The organism is Pseudoalteromonas arctica A 37-1-2 (assembly GCF_000238395.3).
Classification (GTDB): domain Bacteria; phylum Pseudomonadota; class Gammaproteobacteria; order Enterobacterales; family Alteromonadaceae; genus Pseudoalteromonas; species Pseudoalteromonas arctica.
In genome coordinates this window covers 102,294-119,170 of sequence record NZ_CP011025.1, presented here as the reverse complement: position 1 = coordinate 119,170, position 16,877 = coordinate 102,294, and the positions used below count along the sequence as shown (strand labels likewise).

General features: G+C 39.7%; 15 protein-coding genes. 9 read left to right on the top strand and 6 right to left on the bottom strand.

Annotated features, from left to right (window positions below; translation table 11 throughout):
• Window positions 1-52: 52 nt before the first annotated feature.
• Together PARC_RS00555 and PARC_RS00550 are read right to left on the bottom strand one after the other, a co-directional pair.
• Window positions 53-826 (bottom strand): amidohydrolase, encoded by a 774-nt coding sequence (locus PARC_RS00555; protein WP_010555461.1) that lies wholly within the window; start codon window positions 824-826, stop codon window positions 53-55.
• Entirely contained in the window at window positions 814-1,956 is a 1,143-nt protein-coding gene (locus PARC_RS00550; RefSeq protein WP_010555462.1) for a methionine aminotransferase, read from the bottom strand. The genes PARC_RS00555 and PARC_RS00550 overlap by 13 nt, the downstream gene beginning before the upstream one ends.
• Window positions 1,957-2,064: 108 nt before the next feature.
• Here PARC_RS00550 and PARC_RS00545 point away from each other — a divergent pair, with 108 nt between their 5' ends.
• From PARC_RS00545 to PARC_RS00530, 4 genes are all read left to right on the top strand, one after another.
• Entirely contained in the window at window positions 2,065-2,694 is a 630-nt protein-coding gene (locus tag PARC_RS00545) for a methylthioribulose 1-phosphate dehydratase (protein ID WP_010555463.1), read from the top strand.
• Window positions 2,691-3,377, top strand: a complete 687-nt coding sequence (gene mtnC / locus PARC_RS00540; RefSeq protein ID WP_010555464.1) for an acireductone synthase — start codon at window positions 2,691-2,693, stop codon at window positions 3,375-3,377. Before PARC_RS00545 ends, mtnC begins: the two co-directional genes overlap by 4 nt.
• Entirely contained in the window at window positions 3,374-3,916 is a 543-nt protein-coding gene (locus PARC_RS00535; RefSeq protein ID WP_010555465.1) for a 1,2-dihydroxy-3-keto-5-methylthiopentene dioxygenase, read from the top strand. Before mtnC ends, PARC_RS00535 begins: the two co-directional genes overlap by 4 nt.
• 129 nt (window positions 3,917-4,045) lie before the next feature.
• Window positions 4,046-5,110 carry a RelA/SpoT domain-containing protein gene (locus PARC_RS00530; protein WP_010555466.1) on the top strand — a complete coding sequence of 355 codons (1,065 nt, stop codon included), beginning with the start codon at window positions 4,046-4,048 and terminating at the stop codon, window positions 5,108-5,110.
• On the opposite strand, the gene mtnA is transcribed toward PARC_RS00530, so the two are convergent.
• Complete coding sequence (gene mtnA / locus PARC_RS00525) at window positions 5,099-6,127, bottom strand: S-methyl-5-thioribose-1-phosphate isomerase (RefSeq protein WP_010555467.1); 1,029 nt, start codon at window positions 6,125-6,127, stop codon at window positions 5,099-5,101. The two genes, PARC_RS00530 and mtnA, sit on opposite strands and share 12 nt — an antisense overlap.
• Before the next feature lie 129 nt (window positions 6,128-6,256).
• Between mtnA and mtnK the strand changes: the two genes are divergently transcribed.
• A complete protein-coding gene (mtnK, locus tag PARC_RS00520; protein WP_010555468.1) occupies window positions 6,257-7,474 on the top strand; it encodes an S-methyl-5-thioribose kinase in 1,218 nt (405 codons plus the stop codon).
• 29 nt (window positions 7,475-7,503) lie between these two features.
• Here the strand turns inward: mtnK and PARC_RS00515 are convergent, their stop codons facing one another.
• The 3 genes from PARC_RS00515 to PARC_RS00505 all read right to left on the bottom strand — a co-directional run bounded on the left by PARC_RS00515 (window position 7,504) and on the right by PARC_RS00505 (window position 12,369).
• Window positions 7,504-8,877 (bottom strand): IS4 family transposase, encoded by a 1,374-nt coding sequence (locus PARC_RS00515; RefSeq protein ID WP_096058042.1) that lies wholly within the window; start codon window positions 8,875-8,877, stop codon window positions 7,504-7,506.
• Window positions 8,878-9,011: 134 nt separating this feature from the next.
• Window positions 9,012-10,478, bottom strand: a complete 1,467-nt coding sequence (locus PARC_RS00510; protein WP_007579865.1) for an FMN-binding glutamate synthase family protein — start codon at window positions 10,476-10,478, stop codon at window positions 9,012-9,014.
• Between the two features lie 112 nt (window positions 10,479-10,590).
• On the bottom strand, window positions 10,591-12,369 hold the full coding sequence (locus tag PARC_RS00505; RefSeq protein ID WP_033012462.1) for a DUF885 domain-containing protein: 1,779 nt from the start codon (window positions 12,367-12,369) through the stop codon (window positions 10,591-10,593).
• Between the two features lie 357 nt (window positions 12,370-12,726).
• Here PARC_RS00505 and PARC_RS00500 point away from each other — a divergent pair, with 357 nt between their 5' ends.
• From PARC_RS00500 to ubiB, 4 genes are all read left to right on the top strand, one after another.
• The gene (locus PARC_RS00500) at window positions 12,727-13,713 is read left to right on the top strand and encodes a GGDEF domain-containing protein (protein WP_010554873.1); all 987 of its coding nucleotides are present in this window, start codon (window positions 12,727-12,729) and stop codon (window positions 13,711-13,713) included.
• Window positions 13,714-13,796: 83 nt separating this feature from the next.
• Complete coding sequence (ubiE, locus tag PARC_RS00495; protein ID WP_010554872.1) at window positions 13,797-14,552, top strand: bifunctional demethylmenaquinone methyltransferase/2-methoxy-6-polyprenyl-1,4-benzoquinol methylase UbiE; 756 nt, start codon at window positions 13,797-13,799, stop codon at window positions 14,550-14,552.
• 11 nt (window positions 14,553-14,563) lie between these two features.
• Window positions 14,564-15,247 (top strand): ubiquinone biosynthesis accessory factor UbiJ, encoded by a 684-nt coding sequence (locus tag PARC_RS00490; RefSeq protein WP_010554871.1) that lies wholly within the window; start codon window positions 14,564-14,566, stop codon window positions 15,245-15,247.
• Between the two features lie 9 nt (window positions 15,248-15,256).
• The gene (ubiB, locus tag PARC_RS00485; RefSeq protein ID WP_010554870.1) at window positions 15,257-16,861 is read left to right on the top strand and encodes a ubiquinone biosynthesis regulatory protein kinase UbiB; all 1,605 of its coding nucleotides are present in this window, start codon (window positions 15,257-15,259) and stop codon (window positions 16,859-16,861) included.
• Window positions 16,862-16,877: the final 16 nt, after the last annotated feature.

Here is a 16,877-nt window from a genome sequence, read left to right as displayed (position 1 = left end):
AATATCAGCGACTATTTTAACACTTTATTGGCTCTGCGCTAAATTAACGTGTCTATATTAATGTAAAAGGGTCTGCATCTAAATAGGCAGGAAACACTGCTTTAAACTCATCCAGTGGTGCTTTTTCAAGTGTTATCGTAACTAGCTGCTCGGTGTCATCTTGCGCTTTAGTTAATGCATCGCCTTTAAAGTCGTATACCGCTGTACCGCCATTGTGCAAGGCACCATTACCGTCGTCACCCACACGATTAACGCCTACTACGTAACACAGGTTTTCCATTGCACGCGCCATAAGTAACGTATCCCAAATATGGCGGCGTACAGCAGGCCAATTTGCTACGTTTATCATTACATCGTAGTCATTATTATTACGTTGAAATACCGGAAAGCGCAGGTCGTAACATACCTGTGGTAATAGTTTAAAGCCGTTGATTTCAAAAACTTTGCGCTCTTGCCCAGCTACAACGTAATCGCCCTCACTGCCTAAGCGAAATAAATGGCGCTTATCGTAATAGCTCACCTCTCCACCGGGCTTTACCCAATAAAACCGATTCGCTTTTTTACTACCTTGTGCAACAAGTACCGAACCGGCAATAACCGCATTATGTTTATGAGCCTGCGCCTTTAACCAAGTCAGTACTTTACCGTTTTCTGGCTCTGCACAATCTAAATTAATAGCAAAGCCAGTCGAGAATGTTTCGGGCAGTAAAATAAGATCGGGCTGATGCGTAATTGCTTCAAGTTGTTTATTAAACATGGCTAAATTAGCATCTTTATCAAGCCAATGAAGCGAGCTTTGCAATGCTGTAATGGTTAAAGTTGACATAATATTTGCGCAGCCTCTATGAGAGTGTTGTCCTTTTTAGCAAAGCATAAACGAATTACTTTGTCGGTTGGGGGCTTTTGATAAAACACACTTAACGGAATAGCCGCAACACCTGCTTGCTCAACTAACCAGTGGCAAAAATCAACATCGTTTAAATCCGATACATCATTGTAATCTAACAATAAAAAGTAAGTGCCCTGGCTAGGCAAAATTTTAAAACGGCTATTACTTAAATGACTCGCTAATAAGTCGCGTTTTTGCTGATAAAACCCACTTAGCTCATCTATATGCTCGCCTTGCTGCTCGAGCATATCGGCAAGCGCATGCTGTGCGGGGGTAAAACTTGAAAACGTAACGTACTGATGAATTTTTCTAAATTCGACAGCTAAATCGGCAGGTGCAATACAGTAACCCATTTTCCAGCCCGTACTGTGAAACGTTTTACCAAAACTCGATATAACAAAGCTTTTGGCAAATAATTCATCATCGCGTAATACGCTTAAATGCGGTTGTTCATCAAACGTAATGTGCTCATATACCTCATCGCTTATTACATACAAATTGTGAGTACCAACTAACTCTTTAAGCGCTTTTATATCTTGTGGCTGTAATATTTTACCGCTTGGGTTATGAGGCGTATTAATAATAATTGCACGGGTATTTTTAGTAATTGCTTGGCTTACTACTTGCCAATCAATAGTGTAATTTGGCGCACTTAAAGCAATGTGTACCGACTTTCCACCAGCGAGTTCAATTGCGGGTTGGTAGGAGTCATATGCAGGGTCAAATACAATCACTTCATCACTGGGGCGCACAATTGTTTGAATAGCCACAAACAATGCCTCTGTTGCACCCGAGGTGACAGTCACTTGATCAGCCGCGTTTATATCAGTTGCATATTTGCGCTTTGCTAAATCAGCAATTTGTTGCTGTAATCGTGGTACACCACTTGAAGGTGAATATTGATTAACGCCCTGCTGCACATAATAATTTAACTGCATTTTTAAAAGATCAGGAGCATCAAACTCAGGAAAGCCTTGAGAGAGATTAATTGCCGAAAACTCATTAGCCAACCCGCTCATTTGGCTAAATATACTAACGCCTAAATTTGGTAATTTACTTTCAAACACGTGATGCCCTTAATGATGGTTTTGCGCTTAAAGCGATGCTATCATTGCTTAAAACAGAAGTATAGCCGTCTAAAAACAATTAACTTTACGCTCATTAGTGAGGAATGTATGCAAAACAATACCGCTATTTCACAACTTATTGAAGCCGGAAAATGGGTTAGCCAAAAAGGCTGGGTACCCGCAACAGGTGGAAACTTTTCAGCTCGTACTAGCACTGGCTTTGTTGTTACAGCAAGTGGGCACGATAAAGGCTTACTTACGCAAGAGCATTTTTTGCAATTAGATCACCAAGGCGAGCGCCTAGCAGGAGCTGTAAAGCCATCGGCAGAAACACAATTACACCTAAGTTTGTATCAGCTTATACCTGATGCACAGTGTGTTTTGCATACTCACTCTGTAGCCGCCACCGTACTGTCGCAAATTACCCAAAGGCATCAGCTTGATTTAACAGGCTATGAAATGCAAAAAGCACTGAGCGGCTTTACTTCGCATTTAGAAACGCTGAGCATTCCTATTTTCGATAACGATCAAGATATTGACCGATTAAGCCTGCTGGTCAGTGACCATCATTTACATACACCAATAGAGCATGGCGTACTTATACGTGGTCATGGCTTATATGCTGTAGGGCGCAATATTGATGAAGTTCGCCGCCACCTAGAAGCCTTAGAGTTTTTATTTAGTTGCGAACTAGAGCGCCTAAAAATAGTAGGTATTCAAGCGGGATTAACTAAATGATTAAAGCTATTTTAACCGACATTGAAGGCACAATAACCCGCATCTCATTTGTTAAAGAGGTGTTGTTTCCTTACGCGGCAAAACAATTACCGACCTTTGTACGTGCCAATGCTAATAAGCCAGATGTAGCCGAGCAAATTAATGCCGTAAAAGCGCTTATCGAAAAGCCAAACGCCGATATAGAAGAAGTCATTAGCAATTTACTTACCTGGATTGATGAAGATAAAAAAATCACACCACTTAAGCAGTTACAAGGCTTAATTTGGCAAACAGGGTATGAACACGGCGATTTTAAAGGTCATTTATACCCAGATGCATTTGATTTTTTACAAGCTCAACACAACAACGACATTACTTTATATGTGTACTCGTCAGGGTCGGTAAAAGCGCAGCAGCTACTTTTTAAATACAGTGATTATGGCGACATTCGCAGCTTGTTTACTGACTTTTTTGATACCAAAGTTGGCGCAAAACAAGAGCAAATAGCCTATAACACTATTGTTGATCTGTTACCGTTTAAAGCAGCAGAAATACTCTTTTTAAGTGATGTAGCCGGCGAGCTTGATGCCGCACAAGCTGCGGGCTTAAAAACACTACATTTAATTCGTGATGGGCAAGCAAGCACTAAAGCACACCCTTATATTAATGACTTTAGCCAATTTAAATTGGAGAAATTAGTATGAGCCAATTAACGGTGTATGCCGACAACAATGCAAACAAAGCACTTGTAAGCACATCAAATGCTGATGATATTGTAAATCAACTAGCTAAAGTAAACGTACGCTTTGAACAGTGGCAAGCAAATGCAGATATTAATCAGCACACCACCCATGAGCAAATTATTAGTGCGTACAAAAACGATATAGATCGGTTAAAAACTGAAAATGGCTATCAAACAGTAGACGTTATATCTCTAGCTAAAGGTAATCTTGGCGCATCAGAGCTGCGCAAAAAGTTTTTATTTGAACATACCCATAGTGAAGACGAAGTGCGTTTTTTTGTAAAAGGCCAAGGGCTATTTTGCCTACATTTAGGCAATAAGGTTTATCAGGTACTTTGCCAACAAGGCGATTTAATTTCAGTGCCTGAACTTACCCCGCATTGGTTTGATATGGGAAGCGACCCTGAATTTACTGCCATTCGCTTATTTAACAATACAGAGGGCTGGGTAGCAAAAAGCACTGACTCGTCTATTGCAGAGCAATTTCCCTTGCTCGATTAATAAAGCTCAGTGCACGCATGCCTAAACTATATTTTCTATAAGCGTATTTATGCTATTTGCAGGATGACTTCAATCACTTAACTCTGTAATATTATTTTAGCAATGCAGCTGATAAAGAGTAACTTTCTAATGGTGAACGAACAATATCAAAAGTCTAAACAACAACTAGCCTACTCACGTAAGCAAGTTGAAAAGGCTGGTCGTATTTTTCGTAAAAATGAAGGTGATTTTGACTTTGCAATAGAGGTTGTACAAAACTATCGTGCAGCACATTTATATCCGCTGACTATTATTAAAAACCTCGTATGGAAACATGTAAAAAAGCTTCATTTGCTAGAGTCGGCGACTATAGTTAGACGCTTAAAGCGCTTGCCAACTATTATAGATAAGTTACAAAGAGCCTCGTTAGATGGTAAAAGTGAAAACGCAATAAATCTGAAGCGAATGCACGATATAGGTGGCTGCCGAGTAATCTTAGATAATCTAGAGCATCTATATCAACTCAACGCCAGTTTAGACTCGAGTAGAGCTGTTCATAGCGTTAAGTCATATGATTATATTGAAAACCCAAAAGCGACGGGCTACAGAGGTATTCATCGTGTTTATAAAAGTTATAACAATTTAGAATCTCACGATTATAAAGGCTTTCAAATTGAAGTTCAGTTGCGCACTAGGCTTCAGCACCTTTGGGCTACTACTGTTGAAATTGTAGATATTATTGAAAAAGAAACACTAAAAACCAATCCCCAAGCAGCCGACACAGATTGGAAGCGATTATTTTTTATCATGGGTGAGTTTCTTGCAGTCAAAGATTGTTCAAATCAATTAAGTTCACAACAATCGCAGGCCTTTGTTGATGAGCTTTCGGCACTAAATAAAAAGCTAGCCGCATTTCATAAGCTTGATGCATTTAATCGCGCATTCCAAGTTGACGAAATTAAAAATAAATCGAAAGATACGGGCTTTGCTTTACTCGTTCACAACACTGAAACACAAATGGGTCGAGTCTTTTTATATGCAGAGAATAAAAAGCAAGAAGCTCTAACACATTACGCCGAACAAGAAAAACAAACTCACAATAACGTGCTTCTGGTAGCAGGGAGCGACTTGAAATCAATAGAAAAAGCCTACCCCAACTACCTAAATAGTACCTCTGAGTTTCTTTCAGAATTCAGTCGCATATTATTGAGTTAGCTCTTTAAGTTTACCCATTAATACTTGTTGCTGGTTATACACACCCGTATCTAACACCCACCCTGTGACCAGTTTTGCCGGCGTTATATCAAATGCAGGGTTATACACATTAGCATTAGTGGGCGCCCATAAAGCCTCACCAAAGCTACCGCTAACTCCGCGCACTTCTTGAGGATTACGTTGCTCTATTTCTATATCACCACCACACGCGGTGTTGGTATCAAGCGTGGTAATAGGCGCGACCACATAAAATGGAATGTTATGAAAATGCGCTAGTACGGCTAAATTATAGGTGCCCACTTTATTAGCAAAATCACCATTGGCAGCAATACGATCAGCCCCTACCACTATTTTATCTACTTTACCTGCAGCCATTAAACTTGCCGCCATATTATCGCAAATTAATGTGTAAGGTATTTTCCAGCGCTCAAGCTCAAAGGCAGTTAAGCGACCGCCTTGTAATAATGGTCGTGTTTCATCAACCCACACATGTACGTTGCCATGTTTTTGCTGCGCTTTATAGATAACACCTAGTGCAGTACCAATACCAGCGGTTGCAAGCGCCCCTGTATTACAATGGGTTAATATGTTGTCGCCACTATTTATAAGTTCGGCGCCACGGCTTGCCATTCGCTCACACAGCTCAATATCTTCAATAAACAACCGCTCAGCTGTGGTAACAATACCGGCAACATAATCGCTTTGCGTTAAAGCTCTACGCAATGCAGCCATACAATGCATTAAATTAACCGCCGTTGGGCGAGTGGCTTCTAGCTCATTGATTGCTTTTTCAAGCTCACCTTTAACTACCCCTTGCTCAGCTAAATACGCCACTAACAAGCTCGCGCTTAAACCAATAAGTGGAGCTCCACGTACTTTTAAACTAATGATCAGCTCTTTCATGGTTCCTACATCATGGCATTGATGCCATACCTGCTGGTGAGGTAGTAAATATTGGTCGAGCACACTAAGCGACCCGTTTTCATATTTTAAACTGCTTGCGATTAAATTTTGCATAATGCTTAAGGTATTAAAAATGCGTAACGTTATTTTACACCACTTTGAATAACTCTCAAGTTGGACTTGTAGACATCTAAACATTTAAAGGTATAGAATGCTTAAAAGCTGATTTTTGAGATTTAAACCATGACTAACTATGTTGCTTTTAATGCACAGCGCGCTATCGATTATGTATCGACATTAATTGAATCTAAACAATGTAATTTTTTTTCTCCCGGACAAGCCTTATCGGCATATGAGTTTGGTGATGGCAATCTTAATTTAGTATTTAGAATTACTGATGAGCAAAACAATAGTGTTATTTTAAAGCAAGCTCTGCCTTACGCGCGTTGCGTGGGTGAGTCGTGGCCATTAACGCTTGATAGAGCTCGTATAGAAGCACAAGTTTTGCTTAATCATGGCGCTATTTGCCCAACTTATACTGCTAGGGTTTTACATTATAGTGAAATGCAAGCACTGACTATTTTAGAAGATTTAGGTAATTTACAAATACTGCGAACTGCACAAAATAATGCTGAGCAATTTCCTAAATTAGCGCAGCATGTAGCTACCTACTTAAGCCATACTGGTTTTTATAATTCAGATTTTTATTTAACCGCACAAACTAAAAAAGCGCTCGTTAGCCAATTTACTAACCCTGAACTTTGCCAAATCACTGAAGACTTATTTTTTAGCGATCCGTACATTGAGCACGAACGCAATAACTACCCAAAGCAACTACAAAGCGAAGTTGATGCAATACACAAAAACAGCGTATTAAAATTAGAAATAGCAAAACTAAAAGCTAATTTTTTATCTAACCCGCAAACATTACTTCATGGTGATATGCATAGCGGCAGTATTTTTGTTGATTGTAACAATACAAAGATGATCGATCCTGAATTTGGTTTTTTTGGTCCTGCTGGGTTCGATATTGGCTCTTTTATTGGCAATTTACTTTTAAATTACTGCGCACAATACGGGCATGTTGAAGATTTTATGGCTCGTCGTAATTACCAAACCCACTTATTAAGCACCCTTGTTGAATGCTATACATTATTTGAACAGCATTGGCTTTCGCTTATAAATGAGCACACTACTGATAATTCGCTAAAAGTTACAGGCTACGGTGAATACTTTATAAAAGGGGTGCTACAAGACGCCATTGGTTACTGTGGTGCTGAGTTAATTAGGCGCACCATAGGGCTCGCACATGTAACCGATATAGATAGTATTGGTGATGATAAGGCGCGTCTTATAGTGCAAAAACAAACATTAGCACTAGGCGAGCAACTTATTTTGAATGCCCAAACATGCAACAACAAAGAAGCATTTTTTAGTTTATTAATAAGCCAATTAAACTAAAAAAAGGCGCTTTAAAAGCTGTCTCTTGATCACAAGTCTGACTCAAGAGATTTTGCTAAATCGTAGCCTTCCAGGATGGCTTGTAACTTAAGCCATCCTTGCCATAACACTTTCACAGATGCACGCCCTGTGCGCTTGGTATCTTTCCAGCCTCCTAACTTTGCCAGTTCCTGATACGCCCATGACATATTTGGAGCAGTTTCAGGCAATGGTGTTTTTATTCTCTTTAACCACAATAACTTCCATGCTTTGGGAGATAACAGTTGTTCACAACTTGGAGAATCAGGCTGCTCATTGGTGAACTTTAGTTGCAATATTCGCGTCGCAATAAAGCCATTAATCGTCACCAATCTTTCCATGTTATCTTGGCTTTGAAGGCGTAAACTTTCGATATCCGTACCATCACTTTTCCAGACTTTATGGTATTCCTCTACAAGCCAACGGTGCTCATAGTAGGTGATGATAGCTAAAGCGTCTTCTTTGCTGGTGACTGGTTCACTGGTTAATAGGTGCCAGCTTAAGCCGTTCTCAGCGTTTCCTCGCCCTGCACAGCCGACATAGTAAACTGGGAGGGAGTGTCCTTTCTTATTGTAAGGCGCTTTGAGTGTCACTGGCGCATAGGTGATATCCAGTGTTGCGCTTCGGGCTTTTCTTCCTCCTTTTTGTGCAATGTGGATGTGTTTGGTGCCTGCACTCATCAGCTCGCTTGCAAACGCATAGAGCTTATCCTCACCTTCTTCAATATGACGACTTTGCATCGAGCGTACGACGAATCGTTGCTGCTCGCTCAGTTTATACTGCAAGTATTCGTAGATGTCCGCTTCGCGGTCACACACCGATATCACGTTCGCCATTTGTCCTTGCAGCCGCTCTGCCATCGCTCGTGACGCTGACTCCCACTTGTAACTTTCTTTTTCTTCGTAAGAAGTCGTCGCGTGTTTTTCTCTTTTTCCAATCGTGTTGATATCACGACTCCAGCGAGACTGTTCAATTAATCCCACAACTTGCTTTGTGTCTGGCGCAAACAGTAATACGCTATGAGCTAACAAGCCTCGTTGTTTTGCTCCTCGTCCGACATGACCCAAATCATCTCGAATGGAGGAATGTTTATAAATTAGTGTGGTCGTGTCTTCTAATGCGAGTAATAAGTTATGACTTTTTGCTTGTTCAACCGTGGCTTTAAAGCCTGACTCTGCTATAGCCGTTGCGTCAATATTCTCGTTGCGAATAAAGCGGTAGGCACCTTCCATATCGGCGGGGGATTGAGTGATGTTCACAAGTGGTTTTCCTGGTTCATTTGCAAGCGTTGATGCTAACTTTACCAGACGCGCTGTTCTTCTTGGATCACCTAAGTCCGATTTACCGAATTGTTGTTTTGCCCAATGAGTATGTTCGTTAATCATAATGTGCCCTCAAACAAGATTTGAAGATCTGATCATGACATTGAGATTTAGTTCAAAAAAATCCCCGCTAATTTCTTAGCAGGGATTTGTGTATAAGAGACAGCTATTAGCGCCTTTTTTAGTTAGTCAAAAACTTACTTATAGTTTTCGTAAATTTTATCGAGCGGTTCTGATAAACCACTTTCTTGCACTATACGTACATGTTCACGTTTTAATTCGCGTGCACTAGTCACACCACAAGAATGGGCTATTAGCCCAGCTCCGTAATGAATGTATTTATTATAGTTAGCTACTCGTTGCGCTTTATCAGCTACATTTAAGCCGCGTTGCAAACGCTCGTTATGCGTAGTGATCCCGGTCGGACAGGTATCTTTATTACATTGCATTGCCTGAATACAGCCCAGTGCAAACATATGCCCTCGAGCCGATACAACAAAATCAGCACCGAGCGCTAACGCCCAAGCAACCTTTGAAGGAACAATTAATTTACCTGAGGCGATTATTTTAATACGATCTCGCAGCCCATGTTTTTCAAGCATATTAACTACAAGCGGTAAACTTTCGCGCAGTGGTAAACCCACTGAATCCATAAGCGGTTGTGGTGCTGCGCCCGTACCACCATCAGCACTATCTATGGTAATAAAGTCAGGCGCGGACTCTATACCACGGTGGTTTATTTCAGCGAACAACGTTTCTAACCATCCGTAAGCACCAATAACGGCTTTAAACCCTGTAGGTTTACCTGTCGCGTTACGCACAGTGGCAATCATATCGAGAATATCGGCTGGGTTTTTAATTTCAGGATGACCATTGGGGCTAATAGAATCTTGCCCTTCTGGTATGCCCCTAATTTTAGCTATTTCGGCGTTAACTTTGCGCCCTGGTAACATACCGCCTTTACCTGGTTTTGCACCTTGGCTCATTTTAAGTTCAAACATTTTTACTTGTTCGTGAGCCGCTATTTCTTTTAGCTTTTCGGTACTTAAATTTCCATGCTCGTCTCGTGCACCATATTTAGCTGTACCAATCTGAAACACTAAATCGGCACCACCTTCTAAATGATAAGGACTTAATCCCCCTTCACCGGTGTTCATCCAACAACCCGCTAGTTTTGCCCCTTTTGATAAGGCTCGTACAGCTGGCTTTGAAAGCGCACCAAAACTCATACCAGATACATTGAATAACGAGTTGGTCGTGTAAGGTGTTTTACAGTATGGACCCAAAGTAACATTACTCGGGTCGAGCGCTTCTTCGTCTAAAGTAGGAAATGCACAGTTCATAAACATAACCGTACCTGTTACTTCTAAGCTTTGCGTGGAGCCAAATGCAGCCGTACGGTCAACATCTTTTGCTGCACGATAAACCCAACTACGCTCTGCGCGGTTAAACGGCATTTCTTCTCTATCTTGAGCAAAAAAGTACTGTCTAAAAAACTCACCTTGGCGTTCAAAAAAATATCGAAAGCGACCAATAACAGGGTAATTACGTCTAATAGCATGCTTGGTTTGTGTTACATCTCGAATATAAAAAACGACAACGATTAAAACCAACAACCCTAAAACAACAATAAACATACTTGCAAATACATCAATACTAAACATTATAAAATTACTCACCCAAGGCCCCTTGATGACTGTTTTTAAAATAAAAAAGTGCTATACCACCAAAATGACATAACACTTTTATTTGTTCAAGGCTTTAACTGCCTTATATCTAATTCTGTTGTTTAGCTAACTCTGCTTTTATATATAAACGCACTTGTGTTTCAAGTACCGATAAAGGCACTGAACCATGGCGTAATATTTGATGATGAAATTCACGAATATCAAAGCTTTTTCCTAGCGCTTGCTCTGCTTCAATGCGTAAACGCTTAATAGTAAGCTCACCTATTTTGTACGAAAGCGCCTGTGCAGGCCATGTTATATAACGATCGGTTTCTGTTTTAACGTTATGCAACGAAAGCGCTGTATTTTCGCTCATAAAGTTCATGGCACGCTCTCTGCTCCAGCCATACATATGCATACCCGTATCAACAACTAAACGTGCCGCTCGCCACATTTCATACGTTAAACGACCAAAACGGCTATATGGGTCTTGGTAAAAGCCGGCTTCTAAACCTAAATATTCAGAGTAAAGCCCCCAACCTTCGCCAAATGCCGAGAGGTAAGCATCACGGCGATAGCTCGGCAGATTTTCAAGCTCTGCATTAAGTGATATCTGTAAATGATGACCTGGCACTGCTTCGTGCAGCGTTAATGCTTCTAAAACATACAAAGGGCGCTTATCTAAAGCGTAAGTATTTACCCAATAATACCCTGCTTCATCATCTCGATTAGAGCCTGAATACCGACCTGTTGTGTATTTAGGGGCAATACTTGCGGGTACCGGTGCCACGCCATAAGGTTTGCGCGGTAAGGTATGAAATAACTTAGGTAGTTGTGCATCCATTTTTTTTGCAATATAAGATGCTTCTTTTAAAAGTTGCTCTGGTGTTGTGGCGTAAAATTGTGGATCAGTGCGTAAAAAGTGGATAAATTCGGCAAACGTGCCTTTAAAACCTACTTCTGCTATTACATTTTCCATTTCACTACGAATTCGTTCAACTTCTTTTAAGCCAAGTTCGTGAATCTCTTTAGGTGTCATGTCGGTGGTGGTGTAGTACTTAGCTCTATTTTTATAAAACGCTTCGCCATTAGGTGTTTCTGATATGCCAATACTTGTACGTGCACTAGGTCGATACTGCTGCGTAAAAAACGCTAAATAATCTTTATAAGATTTTATAACCTCTTCTTTTATAGTATTTTTAGCTTTTTGTTGTAGTGCTTTAAATTCACTTTCACTTAAACCAGCTGTGTTAGTTAAAAATGGTTTATAAAATTCAGACGTAGTTACATCGTCAACAATGTAAGCATTAATTGAATCTTCATAACCTTCTAATACAGCTCTAGGTTGAGTAAGCCCTGTCTCAAGCCCTTTTTTCATCCAATACATGTTTTGCTCAAAAAAGCGTGGAACTTGCGCCAATCGTGCAAGATACACTTGGTAATCTTCCGGGTTTTTATATTTAGAGCTATTTATTATGTACGACAAACCAGAATGAAACCCATATTCAGAGGTGAGCGGCATATAGTGCGCATTAAATACATATTCATCGACACTGTTTTGTACTTGAGCTCGAATAATATCGAAGTTAATTTGATTTTCATCGCTTAGCTTTTCAATATTAATAGTGTCTAATTCAGCAAGTAATCGCGTTTTATTTTTATATTCTTGCGCTAAAAATTCAGGGGATAAATTTGGTAATAAATAACCTTCAACACCACCTACACTATCGTAAGGGTTAATGCTTTCTCTATAATCAACAATACTTTGCGCTACTTTAGTAAATTGTTGATCTGAATTTTGCATGGTCATTTGGCATGCACTTAATGAGCACAAAACCGTGATACCAAATAAAGATTGGCGAAGTGGCTTAATTAAAAAATGATTCATTATAATGTAACTTGATAATGCAATAGATTTCATAAAACTATCGTAGGGTAAATAAATAGCAAGTAAATGAGACAAACTGACGCGCTAAAAACCTTACAAGCAGTAAGTGTAATTAAAGTACTACTTACGTTAACAGAGCTAAAATCCAGTCTAATTGATGAGAAAAGCAGCGGTTGAGTCGTTAAAGTTAAATTTAAGTATCCTAACTCTCCTTTTTACTTTTAAATAGTTCGCATAACGATTACTGTAGTAAAAAATAATAAAAAGCTGGATGCATAACCGCCTCATGGAATGAGATATTTAAAATTTGCACTTATGCGTATTTAGTTGGTATTTAAAATGATGTTCCATGATTCCATGGCTATTGCTCAAGAAAAAATGACTAAAGTGTGTGTGTTTTTAGAGCGCTATGCACTTCCACCTACACCGCTCAATTATCACGTTATTTATATTTATACCAGCCAGGCTAATCTTAAGCTAAATAAAGTTTTAGACCGCGCTATTGCGGTTGAAGATAATATTGACAGTATTTTTATTGAACAGCTACATGCTGAGTTTTTAAATACGGGTCACACAGCGCAAGTCAGCATGATTCAAAACGTTGATGGTGTTATAAATTCACTTTCTCAAAATTCTCAAGCCACTGAAAAGCAAATAATTCGCTTTGCGGATCAAGTGAGCGAATGCCTACATTCGCTAGACGAGAACAACATAGAGCAAAGCCGTCAAGCGCTTGAAGTACTTCATAATCAAACCGCCGAATTACTAAACCAACATAAGCAATTTAAGCAAGAACTAAACAAAGCCAAACAACTACACGAAAAAACACAAAAGCAGCTAACTCAACTTCGTAAACAACATATTATTGATAGCCAAACAGGGCTTTATAAGCGCCATTATTTAACGCAACAAACCCAAGTGTGGACTAATCAAAAAAAATCTATTTGCGCAATAGCGATTCAAATAGACAACCTTGATCACTTTACTAAAAATTATGGTGATATTATTGGTGAAGTCATTTTGAGTAAAGTAGCTAAGCAAGTGCAAAAGTATGTTTTTCAAAGTGGCTTACCTGGTCGCACAGCTAAAGATCAATTTACTGTTTTGCTCGCCGACATCGACCCAGATACGGCCAATGTTATTGCCGAGAAAGTAAGAAATGGGGTCGAAAAGCTACGCTTTGTTAGTTCAAAAACAGGTATCAAGCTACCAAGTATTGGCTTATCACTAGGAATTGCTCAGCATCAACAAGAAGATGATTTTGATCAGTTAGCAAAAAAAGCATCTCATGCTGCTTTTAAAGCACGTTCATTAGGTCAAAGTAGTTACACTGCAGGGCAATAAATTACCTGATAAATCATATTCAAATTGCACCTACTGTGTACAATAAAGTACACTAACCTCTATTGTCACGATAGAGATTAATCATGAACGAAACCGAACAAAAGACCACGCATTTTGGTTATAAAACAGTAGCCGAGAACGATAAAGCTTCTATGGTTGCTGATGTATTTCACTCAGTAGCTGCAAAATACGATGTAATGAATGATTTAATGTCTTTTGGTGTGCATCGTTTATGGAAACGTCAAACTATTGCAAGCTCAGGTGTTCGTAAAGGCCATTATGTACTCGATTTAGCCGGCGGCACTGGCGACTTAACGGCAAAGTTTAGCCAATTAGTGGGCGAAACGGGTCAAGTTGTTTTGGGTGATATAAACTCATCTATGCTTAAAGTTGGTCGTGAAAAACTGCATAATCTTGGATTAGTGGGCAATATCGACTACGTACAAATGAATGCAGAAATGCTACCGTTCCCAGATAATAGCTTTGATGTGATCACTATTGCCTTTGGCTTACGTAACGTTACCGATAAAGACAAAGCATTACGCTCTATGTACCGCATTTTAAAGCCAGGTGGTCGTTTACTTGTTTTAGAGTTTTCAAAACCAGAGCATGACGTACTTAGTAAAGCTTACGATTTTTACTCATTTAATTTATTGCCTACAATGGGTAAGCTAGTTGCTAACGACAGTGAATCGTATAAGTATTTAGCTGAATCTATTCGTATGCATCCAGATCAAGACACGCTAAAAGCGATGATGGAAGATGCAGGCTTTGAGCAAACAACATACCAAAACCTCACAGGCGGAATTGTTGCGCTGCATCGTGGTTTTAAATATTAAGGCTAGCAGTTATGGCGCTTGAAAAAATAACAAAAGATAATAATGATGCAATGCCATCTGAGTTTTTTATGTTACCTAATTTTGTACTTTCGCTTATTGAGCGCGTACTAAATCAAGCACTTAGCCTTGACCCACAATTATCTCAAAAGCTAAGCGCAGTTAAACATCAGCGCTTAGTGGTTGAAGTAAGAGATTGGCAACAAAGCATCCAACTTGTTTATAGCGCTGAGCAATTACACTTATACAGTGCTCAAAATAATGAAAACGCAGATTGTATGATCAGCGCCGACATAGACACGCTTTTAGCGCTTAAAAACCCAGCTATGCTTACCCAGTTAATTCGCCAAGATAAGCTCGACTTACAAGGCGATTTAAATATTGCGCAAACTTATAGCAATGCATTTTCAGGTATTGATATTGATTGGCCTGAACAACTTTCTAAATACATTGGCGATACCCCCGCTCAGCAGTTATATCTGCACTTAAAAAAACTAAAACAAAAGAGCAGCAAAACCAACACTAAAATAAGTACAATGCTTACAAGTTTATGCCAAGATGAGCTCGCAATTACTATTCACCCATTAGAGCTTGAGCAATTTAAACAAAAAAATAGAGAACTCAAAGGCCAAGTCGCTGCTGTTGAGCAGCGTATAAATACCTTGTTAAACTCTTTTTCACCTTCAAACACCCTCTAAGGATTTTTTGTGTCGACTGCACGTTTGTATAACATCACCAAAACATTACTTAGCTATGGGTTAGACGAGCTAATTCCAAAACATAAGATCCCTTGGTTTGGTAAAGTAGCTCGTGGCAGTTTGTTTTGGCTGCGTAATCAGCACAAAGAAAAACCTGCAGGACTACGCTTACGTTTGGCACTACAAGAGCTTGGTCCTGTTTGGATTAAATTTGGCCAAATGCTCTCAACTCGTCGTGACTTACTCCCTCATGATATCGCTTTAGAGCTTGCGTTTTTACAAGATCAAGTTCAGCCATTTGAAGGCGCACTTGCACAAAAAATTATAGAAAAAGCGTTAGAAATTAACGACATAAGCGAGTTGTTTAGTGAGTTTTCACAAACTCCACTGGCCTCAGCATCTATAGCGCAAGTACATACAGCAAAGCTTATTGATGAGCAAAGCATTGAGCAAGATGTAGTAATTAAGGTTATTAGACCCAATATTTACGAGCAAATTAATGCCGACTTAGCGTTAATGGAAAAGCTCGCTAAGGTACTTGCAAAAGTCCATAACGAATCAAAACGTCTACGCCCCGTTGAAGTGGTTAAAGAATACAAAAAAACACTCCTAGACGAGCTCGATTTAATGCGAGAAGGTGCCAACGGGATTCAACTAAAACGCAATTTTGAAGGCTCTGATTCATTATATATCCCTGCAGTTTACAGTGATTATAGCCGTAGCAATGTGCTGGTAATGGAGCGTATTTACGGTATACCGGTGTCTGATACGGATGCATTACTGGCGCAAAACACTAATATGAAATTACTTGCTGAGCGCGGCGTAGAAGTGTTTTTTACGCAGGTGTTTAGAGACAGCTTTTTTCATGCCGACATGCACCCTGGTAATATATTCGTCTCTCGCGAGCATCCTGAAAATCCAATGTATATCGGTATTGATTGCGGTATAGTTGGTACGTTAAGCAAAGAAGATAAACGCTATTTAGCTGAAAACTTTATCGCCTTTTTTAATCGTGATTATCGCCAAGTTGCACAGCTACATGTTGATTCAGGTTGGGTACCACCAGATACTAGCATTGAAGAATTTGAATTTGCAATTCGCACAGTTTGTGAGCCTATATTTAATAAACCTTTGGCTGAAATTTCATTTGGTCACGTGCTCGTAAATCTATTTAATACTGCACGTCGCTTTAACATGCAGGTACAACCGCAATTAGTATTGCTACAAAAAACCTTATTATACGTTGAAGGATTAGGGCGTCAGCTTTACCCGCAACTCGACTTATGGAAAACAGCCAAACCCTTTTTAGAAGATTGGGTGAAGCAGCAAGTTGGACCGCTATCAGTACTGAAGCAAATGTATGCTAACTTGCCATTTTGGGCTGAAAAAATGCCTGAACTACCTGATCTAATTTACCAAAATTTAAAGCGTGCGCCACACGCTCATCAACCTCAAGAACAAAAGGTATCTCATAAACCTTTAATATTGAGTTTATTTGGTAGTGCTACAATGATTATGGCAACACTTTGTTATTTACAGCACGATTTAGTAGCTGCAAGCATTGCAATAGCCTTATCCGCTATTAGCTTTATTGCAGCATGGCGCAACGCATAAACTGAGTGCTATTTGC

What these genes read in the sequence shown, in the direction of transcription:
- PARC_RS00500 (WP_010554873.1), top strand. Translation starts at nt 12,727, where the DNA reads ATGGCTATTGCTCAAGAAAAAATGACTAAAGTGTGTGTGTTTTTAGAG.
- PARC_RS00510 (WP_007579865.1), bottom strand. Translation starts at nt 10,478, where the DNA reads ATGTTTAGTATTGATGTATTTGCAAGTATGTTTATTGTTGTTTTAGGG.
- PARC_RS00545 (WP_010555463.1), top strand. Translation starts at nt 2,065, where the DNA reads ATGCAAAACAATACCGCTATTTCACAACTTATTGAAGCCGGAAAATGG.
- PARC_RS00530 (WP_010555466.1), top strand. Translation starts at nt 4,046, where the DNA reads ATGGTGAACGAACAATATCAAAAGTCTAAACAACAACTAGCCTACTCA.
- PARC_RS00555 (WP_010555461.1), bottom strand. Translation starts at nt 826, where the DNA reads ATGTCAACTTTAACCATTACAGCATTGCAAAGCTCGCTTCATTGGCTT.
- ubiE (WP_010554872.1), top strand. Translation starts at nt 13,797, where the DNA reads ATGAACGAAACCGAACAAAAGACCACGCATTTTGGTTATAAAACAGTA.
- mtnC (WP_010555464.1), top strand. Translation starts at nt 2,691, where the DNA reads ATGATTAAAGCTATTTTAACCGACATTGAAGGCACAATAACCCGCATC.
- PARC_RS00515 (WP_096058042.1), bottom strand. Translation starts at nt 8,877, where the DNA reads ATGATTAACGAACATACTCATTGGGCAAAACAACAATTCGGTAAATCG.
- PARC_RS00490 (WP_010554871.1), top strand. Translation starts at nt 14,564, where the DNA reads ATGGCGCTTGAAAAAATAACAAAAGATAATAATGATGCAATGCCATCT.
- PARC_RS00535 (WP_010555465.1), top strand. Translation starts at nt 3,374, where the DNA reads ATGAGCCAATTAACGGTGTATGCCGACAACAATGCAAACAAAGCACTT.
- mtnA (WP_010555467.1), bottom strand. Translation starts at nt 6,127, where the DNA reads ATGCAAAATTTAATCGCAAGCAGTTTAAAATATGAAAACGGGTCGCTT.
- mtnK (WP_010555468.1), top strand. Translation starts at nt 6,257, where the DNA reads ATGACTAACTATGTTGCTTTTAATGCACAGCGCGCTATCGATTATGTA.
- PARC_RS00505 (WP_033012462.1), bottom strand. Translation starts at nt 12,369, where the DNA reads ATGAATCATTTTTTAATTAAGCCACTTCGCCAATCTTTATTTGGTATC.